The sequence below is a fragment of the Aulosira sp. FACHB-615 genome, from assembly GCF_014698045.1.
Taxonomy (GTDB): domain Bacteria; phylum Cyanobacteriota; class Cyanobacteriia; order Cyanobacteriales; family Nostocaceae; genus Nostoc_B.
In genome coordinates this window covers 12285-30412 of sequence record NZ_JACJSE010000008.1, presented here as the reverse complement: position 1 = coordinate 30412, position 18128 = coordinate 12285, and the positions used below count along the sequence as shown (strand labels likewise).

Here is an 18128-nt window from a genome sequence, read left to right as displayed (position 1 = left end):
ACCCAAATCTACTTAAGTAGATTTATTGATAACAGTCACTAATAGCTAAGAATATATTAGATTACAAGGTCTTACACTCCCATACCCCTTGAAACTATCCCAAATCCTTAATTTTTCGTCTTACTGCTTAAGTCCTAGTTAAACCAAAACCAAATATCTTGATTCTAAATTTATCAACGTAGCAGTTAATTTAGTAAAAACTTTACAACCGCATCCTAAATTTAACTTATAAACTGCTTGATAAAATCATATTTTACCTAGCGCAAGAATAGTATTTTCACTGTAGACAGAAAAATATTAACTCAGCTTATATCAAAATACTTAAGAAGTAATTAGGCATAAAAAAATATGCTTTTACAGTAACTTTATAGAGAATTATCAACAAGGGAAATATATGTAAAATGCGTAGACTTTGGTAAATTCTCTGAGGTGCTATTTTTGCTACAACGGCTACATTGATTTTGTCATCTTTTTCTAAAGAGTAATTATTTAGCCCCCATGAAAAAGAACTTCTTATTAGCAGCAGTTACTCTCGGTGCAGCCTCTCTGGCAAATACTTTACTATCTGCACCTGTTAAAGCAGCATTTGTTGATGTACCAATCCAAGTCGAAGTACCAGAGATTATTTACATCCAAACTTACCAAAGCCTGACTTTTAAACCAAATAGCTCAGAGTTTTTTGGAGTTCCTCAAAACACCGTTGGAAACTTTACCTCTGATGGTAGCGTTGATACACCTCTTCCTGATCCTGGTACCTTAACTGCTACTTCAGGAACGATACAAACAGGGGACGTTTTAGTTTATAAAATTTGGGGTACAAGTACTGGTACAAATAATCAGATTGAACATAGCGTTGCATATAACGGTTCTGGAATACTTTATCTGAATGGTGATACCTCATCTAGCAATCAGATAACCATTTCTGTAATCTCACCTACCTCAGCTCAATCAGCTGCTGCTCCGGGTCTTGATACAAGCGAAGATCCCATTCTGGGAAATGTACAGTTTGGATTTAACTTCGCAAACGCCTTAGCATCTGGTACATACTCTCCACCAGCAGGAGAAGCTTTGAGAATCACAGCTACAGGTATTTAGACATAGTAAATTTTGGCCTTGAGTTGCATCTAAACCAATAGGTAAAAATGGCAAGTTCTGGCTCAGAGCAAAATTATGACATTAGGTTAAATGCTCTTCCCAGAACTTAATATCTCAAGGTCATTCTTTGATTTAGTCAGGTAAGCATCTGATGAAACGCCTACTATTTATTAGCACATTTTTGTCTGTATTTCTCTTGTATCAGCCCAAAACTTGGGGGCAATTTAGTTTGCCCGGTAGTAAAATTACTCTAGATCCAATCAAAGTCAATGAAGTTTTCACTGAAGGGTCTAATCAAGTAGGCAATGGCAAAATAGAAACCAACTTAATCAACCCATCGTTACCAACACCTACACTGACTACAACAGTGGATCGTACAATCCAAAAACTCTGGCAATTAGAACTTACAGCAAGTCAAGATGAAAATCAAATATCTGTTAGTTATGATTTGACTTCAGCTAATGGAAGTGAGAATAGTCTAAGTAAAGAAGGTATTAGTGAAGAAATCAAAGTTTCTATTATTCCCATTAACCCAACTTTAGATCCTAATTCTGCGAAGAGGATTCTAGAAGGAGGAGCCACTTTTAAATTAGATTTTTCCGATATTAAGACTTCTGGCTCCTATTCAGGAATATTAAAGATGACATTTACTGGGATTTAAATATTAACGCAATTAACCAATGAATCAGCAGCAAGAATTAGTGAATAGACTTTATAAAATTGGGGCTACCGCGCTATTAACTCTAAGCACATTTGCTTTTAATTGCAACCATGTCCTGGCAATAGCAATTGGAGTTAGCCCGCCCAGGTTTGAATTAAAACTTGATGATAAAAAACCTAAAACTCAGGTTTTTCGTGTCGTGAATATTGATAATCAACCTGCAACATTTAGGATTTATATCCAAGGTTGGATGCTTAACGAAGAAAATGAAATTCAGCCTGTAAAATCAACCGAGCAATCTCTAGATAACTGGATTACTGTCAACCCTGTCAGCTTTACTCTTCCTCCTGGCAAAACCCAAACCGTGCGTTTTTCAGTTCGTCCTCGTGTTAAACCTCAAGCTGGAGAACACCGTGCTTTAATCTTTGTCGAAGAAGTCAAGTCTAACCAGGAGAAAAAACCCAGTTCTGGCGTTAAAGTTTTAGGACGTTTTGGTGTTGCTGTCTATGGTTATGTTGGCAGTATCAAAAAAGTAGGTGTTCTGAATTCAATTTCGGTTGATAGTAAATCTAATAATTTAAAAGCTGCATTTGACATTTCTAGCCAAGGTAATGCTTATGTGCGAATGAATGGTCAATATGCTGTTTGGTCTGCTAATAAATATCCTGGTGCAAGTGGTACTAAGCAAATAGCTAACTTGCAAGCAGAAAAAAATAAGAAGCCAGATGGTGTATTGGATGCTGGAATGCTACCTTCAACACCTGTTTTGCCAGGTACGCGCCGTCAATTAATACTAAATATCACCAAAAAACTGCCTCCTGGGCAATATGTTTTAGATGTGAATGGTGATTTAAATGGCAGTGCAATTGATAAGGGTATTCCTTTTACAGTTACAGCCAGAAGTAAATAATATACTGTTTAAGAATTGATTTTCTCACTTCTGGTAATCTTCTAATCTCTCCTCACATTATCTAGATTTTGCCAGTTATCTAACCAAAATTCTCTAGTTTTTTAAATTAGTTACCTTGTCTGTCTCTGCAATCAACTTCCAGCCTATAACTTTTTTAGGCTGTCATACCAGCATGTGTATACAAGTATGATCTACCAAGCTTCACCACCTTTACCACCAGCAGAAGTTACTACTCTACCCGCGCAAGATGCTCCTATTACAGCGCCAGATAAAAATAGTGCAAACCCAGCTTATAAAACTGCGCGACATACAGTAGCGACTCCACTTCCACCAGAAACTACACCAGAAGCAGAATTTTCTACCAATGGCGTAGAGGAACAAGAATCATCTGCTGAAAGTAATTCTGGTGAAGTACCAGTTCAACGCAGTACGAAAGGTACAATACTTTCTGATATTTCGTTTACAAGCGGAATTCCCGAAGTATCGAACACATCAACCCAAGAACTTGATAAATGCACAACAGCAACAAATTCTGCACCAACAGTTTCAATTAGTGCAAGTTCAGCAATATCAGAAGAGTCTCCAGATTTATTAACTAAGCAATTAGTTAAATGCAAACCAGTCAAAGCACCTTCTAAAGTTACTACTACCAGCGAAACTCCAAAAAAACCGAGTAACTTGGTGGCTTTGTCTACGGAACAACCAGCACAGCCTTCACCGCAACAGCAAGTCAAAGCACCCACTCAATTCGCTACAACAACACCTGAGAACTCAGCAGCAACTACAGAACAACCAGTACAAGCTTCGGTACAACAGAAAGTCAAAGCACCGACTCAATTCGCTACAACAACACCTGAGAACTCAGCAGCAACTACAGAAAAACCAGCACAAGCTTCTGTACAACGTAAAGTCAAAGCACCGACTCAAGTCGCTACGACAACATCTGACAACTCAGCAGCAACTACAAAAAAACCAGCACAAGCTTCTGTACAACAGAAAGTCAAAGCACCAACTCAAGTTGCTACGACAACATCTGACAACTCAGCAGCAACTACAAAAAAACCAGCACAAGCTTCTGTACAACAGAAAGTCAAAGCACCAACTCAAGTTGCTACGACAACATCTGACAACTCAGCAGCAACTACAAAAAAACCAGCACAAGCTTCTGTACAACAGAAAGTCAAAGCACCAACTCAAGTTGCTACGACAACATCTGACAACTCAGCATCAACCACCAAAAAACCAGCACAAACTTCTGTTCAACGCAAAGTCAAAACACCGACTCAAGTTGCGACGACAACTTTTGATAACAAAACCAAACCAAAAACATCAGTTCAACGTCGAAGAACTACAGCACCGGTCAAAGTTGCTAATAGTGAGAATGACTCCACAAAATTAAAACAACCACCACAACCACAAAATACTAAAGTTGAAGTTGCTAGTAATGCGGATGCAGCCAAAACACCGGAAGAATTAACTGGTTTTTTAACTAAACAACCGCAACAGCGTCAAAATACAACAGCCTCAGCTTCAGCGACAATTGCCGCTAAAGCACCAGAAGACTTGGCAACTTTTGTTAATAAACAAAGATCGCAAACAATTACAGCACTCTCTGAAGTAGCTACCAACGAAACTGATACAAATGTTGATAATTTTGGTACTTTTTTAGCAAAACAAACACCTCAATCACAGTTTCCTGATGTCACAACAACAGAATCTACCGCCGCAACTAGCGAAACTTCGATAAATTCGCATGACTTAGCAGCATTTTTAACAAAACAACCATCTAATTCATCACTTCAATATAAAGTTGCCAATGTACCGTCTGAAGTTCCTACTAACAGCCAGACATCTAAAAAATCAGAAGATTTATCAGCATTTTTAACAAAACAACCAGCTCATCCACAGGTTCCGCAAAAAACAGCTACTAACACTACTCCTGCACCAAGTTCAGCCACAGAATCAACTCCACAACCCAACACTAAACCTGCTGAAGTACAACCGCCAAAACAAGGAGTAGATGTTAGTAAAAATATCTTAAATATAGATGACAACTCACGTATCACTTTTACCCAAACAGCAAGCTCAAATTTAGAGAATTTATTGCTAGGAGTAATTATTAATCGAAAAGAAGTAGGAAGCTTAGATGTTATCCGCCAAGGAAATACCTTGCTTCTACCTTTGGATGACTTTGCTAAACTTGCTGGTTTTACAGTAGAGACAAAAGATAACAATACATATTTAAATACGCCTTTAGGTACAATTAATCTTGCAGAGAGTGATATTCAAAATTTTAAAGGTATCAACTATATTAGTGATGCCTTTGTTAGAGAAAAACTCTCGACAAATATTGAATTTAATTCTTTGGATCTGGCTTTAATTATTGACTTACCTTGGCGGGGTGATGGCACAGCATATACAAACCAAGCAGTTAACTTACAACCAGATGTATTTGCACCACTCAATGGTTTTTCTAATTTAAGGCAAGAGTTAAATATTGTTAATAATGCTGGCGATGTCAACTTACGCAGTTCTACATTACTGGGTGGCAGATTAGCAGGTGGTTTATGGCGTGTAAGGGTAAATAATAATTTTGAAAACTCTCCTGATGTATCAGAATATTTTTACTATAAACGCAATGGTAGATTTCTTTATCAAGTCGGTCGGCAACAAATTGGTATTAACCCATTAGTAAATAGTCTGAATTTGACCGGAGCGCAATTCGGTTATACAAATATACCAACAAATCGCTTTAATCAAACTAACAATGCGAATGAGTTATTACCAAGACGTTCTCGACCTTTACAAACTTTCCAAGGTGTAGTTCCAGCCGCAAGTTTTGTACAACTGAGGGTTTCTGGAGTTGTTGTAGCACAGCAACAGGTAGGGTTTGATGGTAGATATGAGTTTGTTGATGTTAATTTACCTGTTGGACAAAATAATCAAATTGAAATTTTAGTTTTTGACCGGAATAATTTAAATGTTCCTAGTGAAATCCGTTCTGTGAGAATTAATGCTTCTGATTTATTATTACCAGCAGGTGGTAATGTTCAATTAGCTGGGGTGGGTTTAACTGGAAATTTAGTCCAAAATTCTTTGTTTGATAATAACAATGGTACTGATGCTGGGCAATTTGCTGGATTTTACCAAATTCGCCAAGGTATTTCTAATAATTTAACTTTTGAAGGTTCTGTACAAGCGATCCCTGATACAATTCAAAGCCAAGCTGGATTAGTTTGGCGGGTAGCTAATCCTGTGGTTTTATCTGCTAGTGTGGGTAATTCTTTTGGCAAGTTAGCTTATAACACAGATTTAGATATTCAATTAGGACAGTTAGATATTACGGCTAATTCCCAGTCTTATCCCAACGGATATCGGAATGGAAAAAACTCTGGTGAGTTCTTTAACCATAGTGCAGAAGTAAGTTATCGATTTAATAATAAGTTTCAGTTAGGGTTTCTAGCACGTAGTCGTAAAAGCGGTACGGATACAAATGAATATATATCACCAACTTTCTTTCTACAACCTTTTACTCGTTTATCTTTAAGTGGTAGACCTGATATTACTGGGCAGTATTTATTCAATGCTTATTATCAAGTAAATCATGCGGCACGACTATCTTTTAATACTTATGGAGATAGATATGCTAGTGATTTAAGTTATAACTTTAATCGTAACTATCAAGTTTCTTTAGGTACTGATTTTGGTGGTAATTATGCTACTCGCTATACAGCGACGTTGAACTATAGTCCTGCAAGTATTAGACAACTGAGTTGGCGAATGGGGTTGGCTTACCGTGAGGGTAATTTTGGCCCGATTGTTGGTGCGAGTATGCAAGTACTACCGGGATTATTCGCCAGGGTTGAATATCAAGGAATTCCCTTTGCTGGGAGAAGAAATGCTTTTGGCGGATTTAATGACGATCGCCTGACGGTATCATTAGTCTCAGACTTGTCATTTGCTGGTGGTCGGGCTGTTCCTAGTAGCTTTAGTTCTCTTGGTAAAGACCGTGGTGCGATCGCGGGACGCATTGCTGTCTCAGGCGAAAATCAAGGTTATGATTTACAAGGCGCTAGTGTCAGAGTCATCAATAACCACAACAAACCTGTGGGTGGTGCAAAAACAGACTCTAGTGGTAACTTCTTTGTTGGCGGTTTACCAGAAGGTGTCTATCGCGTCGAAGTTGACCCAGAACAATTACCTGTAGAACTCACCGTACAAAAAACCAGCCGTGTAGCTGAGGTGGGAATGGCAGGTGTAACGAATGTAGATTTTACTGCCAGATTAGAATATGGTTTAGCAGGCAGAATTACTGATGTTGCAGGTCAACCCATGTCTGATGTCCGGGTAGAACTCGTCAATCTTGATGGTACAGAAGTTTTAGCAGCGATGACTGACGAATTTGGATTGTATCGTGTAGATGGTGTGCCTGTTGGTAAGTATACATTGCGAATTCCACCCCAAGAAGCGATCGCCAATAGTGAGACTTTCCCCAAACGCGATGTCACTATTCACAACGAGTTCGTCTATGACCAAAATCTACAATTACCAATTTCTACAGCCGCAAAGGAAACTAAAGAAAAGTAACGTTTTTTGTGTTTTACTAGCAAATTAATTCAAAATCCCAAATTTAAAATCCCAATTATCTGACTTTTGTAAAAAAGCAACTTCTCGGCAATTACAAATTTCCACTACTATGTTTATTGTTCTTCAGCCTTGTGGGCTACTTCTGGCTACCCGCAGATCGTCATGCCGAAATCCAAAAAGATTGCCAATCCCATCAATCTCAATGATCCACAATACTATATCAACCGAGAGTTAAGCTGGCTGGAATTTAATAACAGAGTGTTGCATGAAGCCTTTGACTCACGCACACCACTTTTAGAAAGACTGAAGTTTTTAGCTATCTTCAGTTCTAATTTAGATGAGTTTTTCATGGTGCGAATTGCTGCTTTAAAGCAACAAGTAGAAGCAAAGGTAACTCAGTTAACACCCGATGGCCGTACCCCGCAACAACAGTTAGATGATATTCGGTTGCACCTTAGCCCGCAAGTAGTTAAACAGCATCAGCATTTTGAAGAAGTCTTGCGTCCGCTACTAGCCAACCACGGCATTCATATCCTGGACTACATTAATTTAAACCAAAAACAACGGACTTATTTAGATAATTATTTTGAAGAACAAATCTTTCCCGTTTTGACTCCTTTGGCCGTTGACCCTAGCCATCCTTTCCCCTACATTTCCAATCTCAGTTTAAATTTGGCAGTGGTGGTCAAAAACCCAGATACCGAAGAAGAATTTTTCGCCAGAGTCAAAGTCCCAAGCGTGTTACCCAGATTTTTGCCTTTACCGCCAGAGTTGGGTATTCAAGAAAATGGCCATACAGCCAACTGGACAGGTGTACCTTTAGAACAAGCGATCGCTCATAACCTACACACTCTGTTTCCAGGGATGAATATCCAAGAATACCATCCCTTCCGCATTACCCGTGATGCTGATTTAGCATTGGAAGAAGATGAAGCCGATGATTTGTTGTTAGCCATTGAACAAGAATTACGCAAACGCCGGATTGGTGGTAGTCCCGTCAGAATCGAAATTCAATCCCAAACCCCAGAACCAATCCGCACAAGGTTATTACAAGATTTAGATTTAACCGACAGCGATGTTTATGAGGTCGATGGTTTATTGGGTTTACGCGATTTGATGTATTTTCTGGCTTTACCTTTGCCAGAACTGAAAGATCCCCCCCGTCAATCTGTTGTTCCTTCTCGTCTACAAAGGTTGCGCGAACCGAATGTAGATGAAGATGTGTTGGAAATGGAAGAAGGCAAAGATTTTTTTTCGGTGATTAGGGAAAAGGATCTTTTCGTCCACCATCCTTATCAATCTTTTTCCGCAACAGTGGTGCGGTTTATCACCCATGCAGCCCATGACCCGAATGTACTGGCCATCAAAATGACCCTTTACCGGACTTCCGGTGATTCGCCAATCGTTAATGCTTTAATTGCTGCGGCTGAAAATGGCAAGCAAGTATCAGTCTTAGTAGAATTAAAAGCCCGATTTGATGAAGAAAATAATATTTACTGGGCTAGGCGTTTAGAACGGGTGGGAGTACACGTTGTCTATGGGTTAGTTGGTTTAAAAACCCATTGCAAAACCGTGATGGTAGTGCGGCGCGAAAAAGACAGAATGCGTCGTTATGTGCATATCGGCACAGGAAATTATAACCCTAAAACTGCAAGACTATATACCGATTTAGGATTGTTTAGTTGTCGTGAAGAATTAGGCGCTGATATTACAGATTTGTTTAATTTTTTAACTGGCTATTCCCGGCAAAAATCCTATCGAGAATTATTAGTTGCACCTGTGAATATGCGCGATCGCTTTTTGTCTTTAATTCAGCGCGAAATCGAAAATGTCAAAAATGGTTTTTCTGGGCGCATTGTTGCCAAAATGAACTCCCTTGTTGACCCACAAATCATCGCCACTTTATACGAAGCTTCCCGCGCTGGTGTACAAATCGATTTGATTATTAGGGGCATTTGCTGTTTACGTCCAGGAATCAAGGACATCAGTGAAAACATTCGCATAATCAGCATTGTCGGTCGCTTTTTAGAACATTCCCGCGTCTATTATTTCTACAACAATGGTCAAGAAGAAATCTATATTGGTAGTGCCGACTGGATGCGCCGCAACTTAGATCGGCGAGTGGAAGTGATTACCCCAATCAAAGATCAAGATATTGCTAAAGATTTGCAAGAAATCTTAGGAATTATGCTGGCAGATAACCGCCAAGCTTGGGAATTACAAGCTGATGGTACTTATATCCAACGCCGTCCCGGAGATGATTGTCCCGAAACACATTCACAAATAACTCTGATGAATATGGCACTCCGTTCTACAGGCGGAACACCGAATTTACTAGATGCTCAAAAGAGTTTTTCCTACACTGATAACTAGTAAAAATTTGATTTTTTTAGTAAAGTTTAATTTTTCCGTATTTTCTCTATGTAAATTGGTTGATAAAACAGGAGTTATCAACCATAAGATAGAGTAATTATCGGGACTAGCTCTCATAAACTATAAACATTGTTGTCACTAATTTTTTACCCTTGAATGTTAATGCTCTCCTGTGAGTCTTCTGTGTTACGTGTTCTCGTGGTTGATGACCATGAACTAACTCGTCTAACCCTACAATTGGCTTTTTCTTGTCAAGAGAATATTCAAGTTGTGGGGTTAGCGAGTAACGGTCAAGAAGCGATCGAAATGGTAAAATGCTGTCGTCCTGATGTGATTGTTTTAGATTTACAAATGCCCATCATGGACGGGTGGAGTGCTTCGAGTCAAATTAAAGCCATTTCTCCCCAGACTCAAATACTTGCTTACTCTTCAGTAGAAGAGGCTAAATCTCCTCGCGCCACAGGAATGGCTAATTTCGATGATTTTTGTAAAAAAGATGTCTCAACCTCTGAACTCATCGCTTTAGTCAGACAATTAGGCAAACGTAGAGGCGACAGTGAAATTATGCGATAAATAATTTGGCGCAAATGCTATGTTGACTTAGCCTTGGCTCATGGGTGGAGAGCTAGTAATGTTTTGTTATTGAGAAGCGTCGGCATCACTTTTGTATTATCAGAGATACCGACGCAATTTTTAGTACAAATTAATTATTTCCCGTTTCTGGGATAGTACGTTTATATTCATCAAGTAAGTCATCTAGTTCTTCTAAAGCTTGATTGACATCTATTCTCAAAGTTCCTAAATTTGGCTGTTCTAAGAGACTCAAAAGATAGTCGCGTTTGCTTTGAACTGCCGCAACTCGTTCTTTTATAGTTTGTAAATCCATTGTTTATCTGCCTTTGATTAACTACAGTCCAGTTTAAAGTTAGCGCAAAATCAGGCAAAGCTTGAACAACTCGACGAAAGTTATACGGCTGTCATCATCTGTGACACATAGCCGATGATAATAAAACTAATGTCTTAATAAATATTATCTTCTGCTCATGTTACGCCAAATCTCTTTGGGAACTCTAGGTTTAACAGTTGGTAGCATATTAACCCTTGTTGGCTTCATTGCCTATGCTGCGAATAATGCCACTCTCAATCTTGTAGGGTTTTTTTATGGTTTTCCCTTGTTATTGGGGGGACTAGCACTCAAAGCCAATGAACTTAAACCAATACCCTTCAGCCAAGTCACAGCACCATCGGTATTATCTCTGCGTGAGCAGCAAGCAACTGTCACGCAAAATAAAATCCGCAAAGACATCACTCGGTATTGTTATGGTCAAGATGCTCACTTGGATGCAGCACTTTCTTACTTAGGTCTCAGCCCCACCGACGAAGAAAGACCAATTGTTACAGGTTTAAGGGAAGAAGAAACTAATGGTGCTTACACCTTAATTTTAGAATTTGATTCTCCTGATATACCCATTCATGTTTGGCAACAAAAACAAGAAAAAATGACCAGTTACTTTGGCCCTGGAGTAGAGATCAAAATCACTCAGCCCGATGCAGATAAAATAGAGTTAGCGTTGGTTACTAGTCAATAGTCAATAGTCAATAGTCAATGGTCAATAGCAATAAATATTAATTATTAGCTATTGACTGTGTGATCGCCTAATGACGATTGACCGACAATCACTTTTCTAACCGAACTGCATACCACTGCAAATATTGACCCGCACCAACATCCAATTCGCAACTAGTATCGATGAGATATTGAACTCTAGCTTCTAAAGACTCAATATTTTGTAAATCTGGTGGTAAATCTTGAGAATTGATGGTCTGTAAAACTGTTTTCAGCTTGTCAAATAACTCTGATGCTGTGAGAAATTGTTCTGGTTGGTTAGTTTCTAACACCACAAAGTTATCTTGTTGATACATTAAAGAGTCTGGCATAGCAGTAATTGAGTTAATTTAAATTTATTTTTATTAAATATTTTAGCGGTAATAAGATTATTTAAACAATTTTTCTGTAAGTGTGACTTCGTATATTCTAGTATTTAAATAAAGATTATTTAAAAGCTTATCTATGATTTTTTGTTACCTCCCAATTATGCAGATTGAAATCAGCAATTTTACTTAACTCGAAAGTAAGTTGACCTTTAAAAAATAAAGTTTTTTGTACAGCTTGATATTAACACTGTTTAATCTGGGTAATTGCTCATCAATTTAAAGGTCTGAGATTTCCCTAAAGGTAGTAATCAAGGACGTTCTAGCGTTTTTCAGACTTAGTTTAGTTGTTTTCTCAGCTATACCTTGTCATAGCTAAGAATCTGCTGAGTATTTGCCTAAAGTCAGTTGAGAATCTAATGAAAATTCTTATAGAGTTAAAGTTTTATCTGGATAGTAACTGAGTCACGTCACTGGGGAAATATAATCATAAGCCTTCTTTGCAAAGCTAGAGCAACCCAAGTAAAAATTGCTTTTCCCTTGTCAGTAAATTGTCTATGAAACCAATTTATCTAAATTTTTCTTTACTAAAGCTGATTAAATATTCTCTTTGCCTAAAAAAATTGATTGTGCAGTCGGACAGGTTGGGTAGAAAATTTCTAGCCATGATGGCAAAATTGTGCGATCGCACCCTCCATGATCAGTCAGTAGTGCTAACAAGCACTCACTCGACGGGGAAATTCAAACATCTTACAAAACATAGACCATTGCAGTACTACCAAGCTTTACTGCGGTCATGAACTGTCAGCTAGTTGCCTTCCAGTAAGATTGACTGTCACAAAATCTTACTCAATGGCTATCTTTTTGTGTTATGCAGGTTTTCCAGCTTACTCTTCGTCGATACTTTCATTTTCTGTGGAACGCAATTCATGTCAGGCTTAAGCTCATTTTCTCTACCTAAACAACCTCCAGTAATTCTGGTGGCTGATGATGATAAGACCATCCGCTTGCTGTTGCGTGAAGCTATGGAACAAGAAGGCTATCGAGTTGTTGAGGTTGCAGATGGCAAGCAGTGTTTAGATGCCTATGAGACTGTCAAACCCGACATAGTATTACTAGATGCAATCATGCCTGTTATGGATGGCTTTACTTGTTGTAAAAACCTGCTCCAAATTGCCAGAAATAATCTGATGTCAGCATTGGCAAATCTTGATACTGACTCTGCTACAGGCAACACCGTGATTTCCAAATTATGGGAACGCACACCTATATTAATGATTACGAGTTTGAATGATGCAGAATCTGTAGACCGTGCTTTTGAAGCAGGAGCCTCTGATTATGTTACCAAGCCAATTCATTGGGCAGTTTTGCGCCAGCGTTTACGTCGTCTACTACAACAAGCGCAAGTATATAAACAATTAGAAGCAGCCAACCTAGCTTTACAACAACTTGCTAATGTTGATGGCTTAACAGGTCTGGCTAATCGCCGTCGTTTTGATGAATATCTGAATACTCAATGGATAAATTTAGCACAGGAAGAATCTCCTCTGTCATTAATCTTATGTGATATTGATTATTTCAAGTTTTATAACGATCAATATGGTCATCCAGCCGGGGATGTTTGTTTGCAGAGAGTGGGTGCTGTTTTGAGCAAAAATGCACAAAAACATCATGATTTAGTAGCTCGTTATGGTGGCGAAGAATTTGCTGTAGTTATGCCAAATACTCCTGCTGCTGGTGCATTTCATGTAGCCACGGCAATGCAAGCCGGTGTTAACAACTTACAAATTGTTCACGATGCGTCTGCGGTAAATGAGTATGTCACGCTGAGTATCGGCGTAGCTACCCTAACTCCTACATGGGAATCTTCACCTTCTGATTTGATTGTGGCCGCAGATAAAGCACTTTACACCGCCAAGGCTGAAGGGCGTAATCGGATTATTCTCAGATAAAGTAGGGGACAGCATTAACAGTTTTTGTAGAGACGTTGTGTACAACATCTCTACAGGATTTCTATAGTGCAGCCTCTCATAAAATTGGTATAACTGCTGTGGCTATGGCTAGAAAAATAATGAATAACAATACAAAAAAGAAGCCTATTTAGGCTTCTTAGTTAAAAACAAGTATTGAAACTGGAACTATTTAACGGTAACTTTACCGCCAGCTTCTTCAATCCGTTTCTTAGCATCTTCAGCAGCTTCTTTAGCGATCGCTTCTTTGATTGGCTTAGGAGCAGCTTCTACCAAGTCTTTAGCTTCTTTCAAGCCTAGACCAGTCAACTCACGTACAATCTTCAGTACGGCAATCTTCTTATCAGCAGGAACAGATTCCAGAATTACGTCGAACTCTGTTTTTTCTTCAACAGGTTCAGCAGCAACAGCACCAGTAGGAGCCGCAACAGCTACACCAACGGGAGCAGCAGCACTTACACCAAAAGCTTCTTCAATTTGCTTAACTAATTCAGCAGCTTCTAGTAAGGTCAAGGATTTCAACTGTTCTAAAATGTTATCGGTTGTTGCAGACATTGATGTAACTCCGTAATGTTTGATTAGTTAATTTGTCATTTGTCATTTGTCATTTGTGATTACCACTGACTATTGACTCTTGACTAAAGAAGTCTAAAGAATGAAAAAAATCAGTAAATAAGCCATTTTTGAATAATCGGCTTATTTCACACTTCATACTTCATACTTCATACTTTATTCAGCCGCGCTTCCTTGTTCTTGTTCAGCCACAGCTTGCAAAGCACGAGCCAAGCCACCAGGAACTTCGTTGATACCAACAGCAATTTTGGTAGCCAATGCGTTGATAGCTCCAGCAATTTGACCCATGAGTTGTTCTTTGGATGGCAAGTCTCCTAAAGCCTTGACATCAGCTTCTTTCAGCAGACGGCCTTCCATGACACCGCCACGCATTTCGGTTTTCTTGGTGGCTTTTTGGAAGTCTTGGTAAGCCTTAATTGCTGAAGAGAAATCTTCTTTGACTAATAAAAAGGCAGAAGAACCTTTCAGCAACTCAGACAGTGGTTGCCATTTTTCGTCTTCTTGAATGGCAATACCCATTAAGGTATTTTTTGTTACCTTACAAGTAGTGCCTGTAGGACGCAGCCGCCGCCGCAAATCTGTGATTTCGGCAACTGTTAGCCCTTGGTATTCAATTACCAGTGCTAAAGTTGACTCACTCAAAGATTGTTTGAGGTCAGCTACTATTTCTTGTTTGTTTTCTAACGTTCTACCCATCTTGTTTCACCTCCAAGGGCAAAATCAGCGATTTCCCTGCTTGTGTGTTGTAGTTCTGAACAACCAAAAACAATAAACCCCAGTTTTTTGAACCGGGGTTTCGCAGCAAAACTCTTGACGCTGTAGTGTCTACGCCTTGTAGGTAGTACTTCAGGCAGTGAGAGTTTTAACCTCGGCAGGATATTAAGCTATTCGCACCTGCTGTCTCCGGTTTGAACTATTTAGTTTTAGGGGAGTGGTGAGTTGGGAGTAGTGAGTAGGGTTTTGCTCTCCTACCCCCTCAACCCTATTCCCATTTCTTATGCAGCTTCGGTCAGTTTTAAATCCCGTAAAGCGGTGATGTCAACTTTAATTGCAGGCCCCATCGTAGCAGATACATAGAAGGTTCGCCAATAGCGGCCTTTTGCTCCCGAAGGACGGTTACGGTCAATTGTTTCTTGTAACGCCTTCAAGTTTACTAACAAATCTTCTGGGGAGAAACCTGCCTTACCAAACATAACATGAACAATACCTGTACGGTCAGCCCGGAATTCTAATTTACCAGCTTTGAATTCAGCGATCGCACTTGCAATGTCAAATGTTACTGTACCACCTTTGGGGGATGGCATCAAACCACGGGGGCCTAATAATTTACCTAGTTTCGCTACCTGTGGCATGACATCTGGTGTAGCAATGAGTTTATCGAAATCCATCATCCCTTTTTGGATTTCGTCAATCAATTCTTCCGAACCAACAATATCAGCACCAGCGTTGGTTGCTTCTGTGACTTTTTCACCTCTAGCGATAACTGCTACCCTGACAATTTGCCCTGTGCCTTTGGGTAGTGCTACCGTTGTCCGCAACTGTTGGTCTGTATACTTGGGGTCAATTCCCAGCCGGATATGCGCTTCGGCGGCTTCGGGGAATTTTGCTGTTGCTGTTTCTTTGAGTAGTGTTAAAGCTTCTATGGGCGCGTAGTCCCTATCCTCTACTTTTGCTTGCAGTTCTCGCAAGCGACGTGATATTTTTTTTGTCATTTTTTTCTCCTGGGGTCAATGGCGAAGCTTGGCTTCTCCCCCGATAGTTTTTTAAGTGCTGAGTGCTGTTAGCGGTAGCGGGGCGTTTAGCCCGTGCTGAGTGCGAAGTTGTATTCTTTCCTTCTGCCTTCTGCCTCCTGCCTTCTTGTACTATTCAGTAATGGTAACGCCCATGTTTTTAGCGGTTCCGGCCACAATGTTCATTGCCGCGTCGATGTCGTTGGCGTTGAGGTCGGGTAATTTGGTTTGAGCAATTTCCCGCAATTGCGCTTTGGTAATGGAACCAACTTTCTTTTTGTTGGGTTCGTTGGAACCTCTTTCGATTTTCGCTGCTTTGCGAATCAATACTGATGCTGGTGGGGTTTTGAGTACAAATGTAAAACTCCGGTCTTCATAAACGGAGATTTCTACAGGGATAACCATACCAGCTTGATCGGCTGTTTTGGCGTTGTACTCTTTGCAGAACATCATGATGTTCACACCATGTTGACCCAATGCGGGGCCAACTGGTGGTGCTGGGTTGGCTTTTCCAGCATTCAGGGCCAGTTTAATGACCGCTACTACTTTTTTCGCCATTTGTATTTAGCTCTGTTTTTCTACCTGATTGAATTCCAATTCAACGGGTGTATCTCTGCCAAAAATCGAGAGCAAGGCTTTGAGTTTACTACGCTCTGGACTGACTTCAATCACCTCGCCTTCAAAGTCCTTAAATGGGCCAGAAAGCACGACAATTTTATCACCTGTAGCCATGTCAATTTTGAGGACTGGCTCTTGTTCGGTGGTTTGTTTAAATATCCGCTCGACTTCTGAGTAACTCAGAGGTACTGGTTTAACGTGGCCACGACCTTTGGCACTGCCACGTTTTTGTTCTGCGCCGACAAAGTTGATCACATGAGAGGTGTTACGTACTACCTGCCATGTATCATCATTCAGCACCATTCTGACTAGCACATAGCCAGGAAAGACTTTTTCTTCTGTATGCTGGCGACTGCCATCTTTCCGAATTTTGACTGCTGGCGTATGCGGAATTTCGACTTGAATGATTTTGTCGGCAACGTCAAAGGTTTGGATGCGTTGTTCCAAGTTGGTTTTGACGCGCTTTTCACAGCCGGAGGCTACTTGTACTGCATACCACCGCGCTTCTTTAAGCGCCGCTTCTGCTGTTTCCTCTGACTGCAAATTTGAGTTAAGTGGGTCGTCTGTTGCAAAAGTCATCAGAACACCTGTTTTGCTGCCCAAGCAAACAATCCATCCACCAAATAAATCAAAGATGCGGAGAGTGTCACCATTAACAGCACGGCTGCTGATTCGCTCACTAGCTGTCTGCGACTTGGCCAAACTACTTTTTCAAGTTCTTCTTTTGTGCCTTGAACAAAGTTTTGGATGTTTAGACCGCCAGTGTTTTCCGGCATTTCAGCTTCATTTTTTTTCGCCACTGTTGTTTATCCCCCCGTTTCTTGTACAGCTATATCCTGCTTGGTTGAATTTCAGGTTTACAGCTTTGATTCCAGCCTGCTGACTTGCAGCAAAAATTCTCTAAAGTATAAAACAATTATACCCGAAATGGTAAACACTAACTACTTTGCTGGTAGAAGTGCTACTGTTTCGGGTTTTGTTTTTGCTTGCGAGCGCGCCCTGGAGGACTTGAACCCCCGACATCAGGTTTTGGAGACCTGCGTTCTACCAACTGAACTAAGAGCGCACAGGTTGGTTTTGATTCGGTGATTGCGCTGAACTTTTATTTAGTTTAACGCAATTGCGATTCTGATTGTACATGATTTTTGTCGGGGAAGCAACTTAGCGGCAAAAGCCGCTTGTTAATTGAGATTTCTCTCATACCCTGAGCAAAAAATTACAAAGGACGGTCGAAGCGTTGCTTGATCCGAGTTGCTTTACCAACGCGATCGCGCAGGTAGTAAAGTTTAGCACGGCGTACTTTACCACGGCGGACAACTTTAATGCTGTCAATGCGTGGAGAATGTAATAAAAATACGCGCTCTACACCTACTCCTTGAAACACACGACGAACTGTAATAGTTTCGTTAATACCGCCATTGCGTTTAGCAATCACAACGCCTTCGTAGGGTTGGACGCGGTATTTGTCGCCTTCTTTGATTTTCACACCGACTTTGACTGTATCGCCCACATAAATGTCGGGCAAGTTAGATTTTAATTGTTCCGCTTCTATGGAGCGGATAATCTCTTGAGCGTTCATAGCTTATCTGCTGAAAAACCCACAATCATCAATAATAAATCGAAAATCGACTTTCAGTCTAGTAATATTTAAGATTTAAAATTTTACCCGATCCGACATA

General features: G+C 40.0%; 17 protein-coding genes, 1 tRNA gene and 1 other annotated feature. Of the genes, 8 read left to right on the top strand and 10 right to left on the bottom strand.

The genetic code is table 11. The features are described from left to right. Window positions 1-498 precede the first annotated feature (498 nt). The 6 genes from H6G77_RS15190 to H6G77_RS15165 all read left to right on the top strand — a co-directional run bounded on the left by H6G77_RS15190 (window position 499) and on the right by H6G77_RS15165 (window position 10199). Window positions 499-1095 (top strand): hypothetical protein, encoded by a 597-nt coding sequence (locus H6G77_RS15190; RefSeq protein WP_190589119.1) that lies wholly within the window; start codon window positions 499-501, stop codon window positions 1093-1095. 181 nt (window positions 1096-1276) lie between these two features. After that, window positions 1277-1756, top strand: coding sequence for a hypothetical protein (locus H6G77_RS15185; protein ID WP_190871980.1), 480 nt, complete (start codon window positions 1277-1279; stop codon window positions 1754-1756). A gap of 19 nt (window positions 1757-1775) precedes the next feature. Further along, window positions 1776-2666 carry a molecular chaperone gene (locus H6G77_RS15180; protein ID WP_190589116.1) on the top strand — a complete coding sequence of 297 codons (891 nt, stop codon included), beginning with the start codon at window positions 1776-1778 and terminating at the stop codon, window positions 2664-2666. Between the two features lie 186 nt (window positions 2667-2852). Further along, window positions 2853-7253, top strand: coding sequence for a carboxypeptidase regulatory-like domain-containing protein (locus tag H6G77_RS15175; RefSeq protein ID WP_190871979.1), 4401 nt, complete (start codon window positions 2853-2855; stop codon window positions 7251-7253). Window positions 7254-7415: 162 nt separating this feature from the next. Next, window positions 7416-9626: a polyphosphate kinase 1 gene (gene ppk1, locus H6G77_RS15170; protein ID WP_190589111.1), complete on the top strand. Its 2211-nt coding sequence runs from the start codon at window positions 7416-7418 to the stop codon at window positions 9624-9626. Window positions 9627-9782: 156 nt separating this feature from the next. Beyond that, window positions 9783-10199, top strand: a complete 417-nt coding sequence (locus H6G77_RS15165; protein WP_190589109.1) for a response regulator transcription factor — start codon at window positions 9783-9785, stop codon at window positions 10197-10199. 130 nt (window positions 10200-10329) lie between these two features. On the opposite strand, the gene H6G77_RS15160 is transcribed toward H6G77_RS15165, so the two are convergent. Beyond that, entirely contained in the window at window positions 10330-10512 is a 183-nt protein-coding gene (locus H6G77_RS15160; RefSeq protein ID WP_190589107.1) for a hypothetical protein, read from the bottom strand. 157 nt (window positions 10513-10669) lie between these two features. Between H6G77_RS15160 and H6G77_RS15155 the strand changes: the two genes are divergently transcribed. Further along, window positions 10670-11215 (top strand): DUF2854 domain-containing protein, encoded by a 546-nt coding sequence (locus tag H6G77_RS15155; RefSeq protein ID WP_190672849.1) that lies wholly within the window; start codon window positions 10670-10672, stop codon window positions 11213-11215. 88 nt (window positions 11216-11303) lie between these two features. Here the strand turns inward: H6G77_RS15155 and H6G77_RS15150 are convergent, their stop codons facing one another. After that, window positions 11304-11564 (bottom strand): chlororespiratory reduction protein 7, encoded by a 261-nt coding sequence (locus H6G77_RS15150; protein WP_190589103.1) that lies wholly within the window; start codon window positions 11562-11564, stop codon window positions 11304-11306. Between the two features lie 923 nt (window positions 11565-12487). On the opposite strand from H6G77_RS15150, the gene H6G77_RS15145 reads away from it, so the two are divergent. Continuing rightward, window positions 12488-13510, top strand: coding sequence for a PleD family two-component system response regulator (locus H6G77_RS15145; RefSeq protein ID WP_190589101.1), 1023 nt, complete (start codon window positions 12488-12490; stop codon window positions 13508-13510). A gap of 186 nt (window positions 13511-13696) precedes the next feature. On the opposite strand, the gene rplL is transcribed toward H6G77_RS15145, so the two are convergent. The 8 genes from rplL to rplS form a co-directional block, all read right to left on the bottom strand. Continuing rightward, window positions 13697-14083 carry a 50S ribosomal protein L7/L12 gene (gene rplL / locus H6G77_RS15140; protein WP_190871978.1) on the bottom strand — a complete coding sequence of 129 codons (387 nt, stop codon included), beginning with the start codon at window positions 14081-14083 and terminating at the stop codon, window positions 13697-13699. Between the two features lie 174 nt (window positions 14084-14257). Continuing rightward, the gene (gene rplJ / locus H6G77_RS15135; RefSeq protein ID WP_190589097.1) at window positions 14258-14797 is read right to left on the bottom strand and encodes a 50S ribosomal protein L10; all 540 of its coding nucleotides are present in this window, start codon (window positions 14795-14797) and stop codon (window positions 14258-14260) included. 62 nt (window positions 14798-14859) lie between these two features. Next, window positions 14860-15026, bottom strand: a sequence feature (ribosomal protein L10 leader region). A 70-nt stretch (window positions 15027-15096) separates the two neighbouring features. Then, window positions 15097-15813: a 50S ribosomal protein L1 gene (gene rplA / locus H6G77_RS15130; RefSeq protein WP_190589094.1), complete on the bottom strand. Its 717-nt coding sequence runs from the start codon at window positions 15811-15813 to the stop codon at window positions 15097-15099. Between the two features lie 150 nt (window positions 15814-15963). After that, a complete protein-coding gene (gene rplK / locus H6G77_RS15125) occupies window positions 15964-16389 on the bottom strand; it encodes a 50S ribosomal protein L11 (protein WP_190589092.1) in 426 nt (141 codons plus the stop codon). A gap of 6 nt (window positions 16390-16395) precedes the next feature. Then, the gene (gene nusG / locus H6G77_RS15120) at window positions 16396-17028 is read right to left on the bottom strand and encodes a transcription termination/antitermination protein NusG (protein ID WP_190589090.1); all 633 of its coding nucleotides are present in this window, start codon (window positions 17026-17028) and stop codon (window positions 16396-16398) included. Next, the gene (gene secE / locus H6G77_RS15115) at window positions 17028-17249 is read right to left on the bottom strand and encodes a preprotein translocase subunit SecE (protein ID WP_190589088.1); all 222 of its coding nucleotides are present in this window, start codon (window positions 17247-17249) and stop codon (window positions 17028-17030) included. The genes nusG and secE overlap by 1 nt, the downstream gene beginning before the upstream one ends. 193 nt (window positions 17250-17442) lie before the next feature. After that, window positions 17443-17515: transfer RNA gene (locus H6G77_RS15110), tRNA-Trp, on the bottom strand. A gap of 150 nt (window positions 17516-17665) precedes the next feature. Then, window positions 17666-18028 carry a 50S ribosomal protein L19 gene (rplS, locus tag H6G77_RS15105; RefSeq protein ID WP_190589086.1) on the bottom strand — a complete coding sequence of 121 codons (363 nt, stop codon included), beginning with the start codon at window positions 18026-18028 and terminating at the stop codon, window positions 17666-17668. Between the last annotated feature and the right edge of the window lie 100 nt (window positions 18029-18128).

Bases quoted from the DNA above. Each gene is read 5' to 3' on its own strand.
- H6G77_RS15180 (WP_190589116.1), top strand. From the start codon at position 1,776: ATGAATCAGCAGCAAGAATTAGTGAATAGACTTTATAAAATTGGGGCT.
- nusG (WP_190589090.1), bottom strand. From the start codon at position 17,028: ATGACTTTTGCAACAGACGACCCACTTAACTCAAATTTGCAGTCAGAG.
- H6G77_RS15155 (WP_190672849.1), top strand. From the start codon at position 10,670: ATGTTACGCCAAATCTCTTTGGGAACTCTAGGTTTAACAGTTGGTAGC.
- H6G77_RS15150 (WP_190589103.1), bottom strand. From the start codon at position 11,564: ATGCCAGACTCTTTAATGTATCAACAAGATAACTTTGTGGTGTTAGAA.
- rplJ (WP_190589097.1), bottom strand. From the start codon at position 14,797: ATGGGTAGAACGTTAGAAAACAAACAAGAAATAGTAGCTGACCTCAAA.
- rplK (WP_190589092.1), bottom strand. From the start codon at position 16,389: ATGGCGAAAAAAGTAGTAGCGGTCATTAAACTGGCCCTGAATGCTGGA.
- ppk1 (WP_190589111.1), top strand. From the start codon at position 7,416: ATGCCGAAATCCAAAAAGATTGCCAATCCCATCAATCTCAATGATCCA.
- rplA (WP_190589094.1), bottom strand. From the start codon at position 15,813: ATGACAAAAAAAATATCACGTCGCTTGCGAGAACTGCAAGCAAAAGTA.
- H6G77_RS15190 (WP_190589119.1), top strand. From the start codon at position 499: ATGAAAAAGAACTTCTTATTAGCAGCAGTTACTCTCGGTGCAGCCTCT.
- H6G77_RS15160 (WP_190589107.1), bottom strand. From the start codon at position 10,512: ATGGATTTACAAACTATAAAAGAACGAGTTGCGGCAGTTCAAAGCAAA.
- rplL (WP_190871978.1), bottom strand. From the start codon at position 14,083: ATGTCTGCAACAACCGATAACATTTTAGAACAGTTGAAATCCTTGACC.
- H6G77_RS15145 (WP_190589101.1), top strand. From the start codon at position 12,488: ATGTCAGGCTTAAGCTCATTTTCTCTACCTAAACAACCTCCAGTAATT.
- H6G77_RS15165 (WP_190589109.1), top strand. From the start codon at position 9,783: ATGTTAATGCTCTCCTGTGAGTCTTCTGTGTTACGTGTTCTCGTGGTT.
- H6G77_RS15175 (WP_190871979.1), top strand. From the start codon at position 2,853: ATGATCTACCAAGCTTCACCACCTTTACCACCAGCAGAAGTTACTACT.
- rplS (WP_190589086.1), bottom strand. From the start codon at position 18,028: ATGAACGCTCAAGAGATTATCCGCTCCATAGAAGCGGAACAATTAAAA.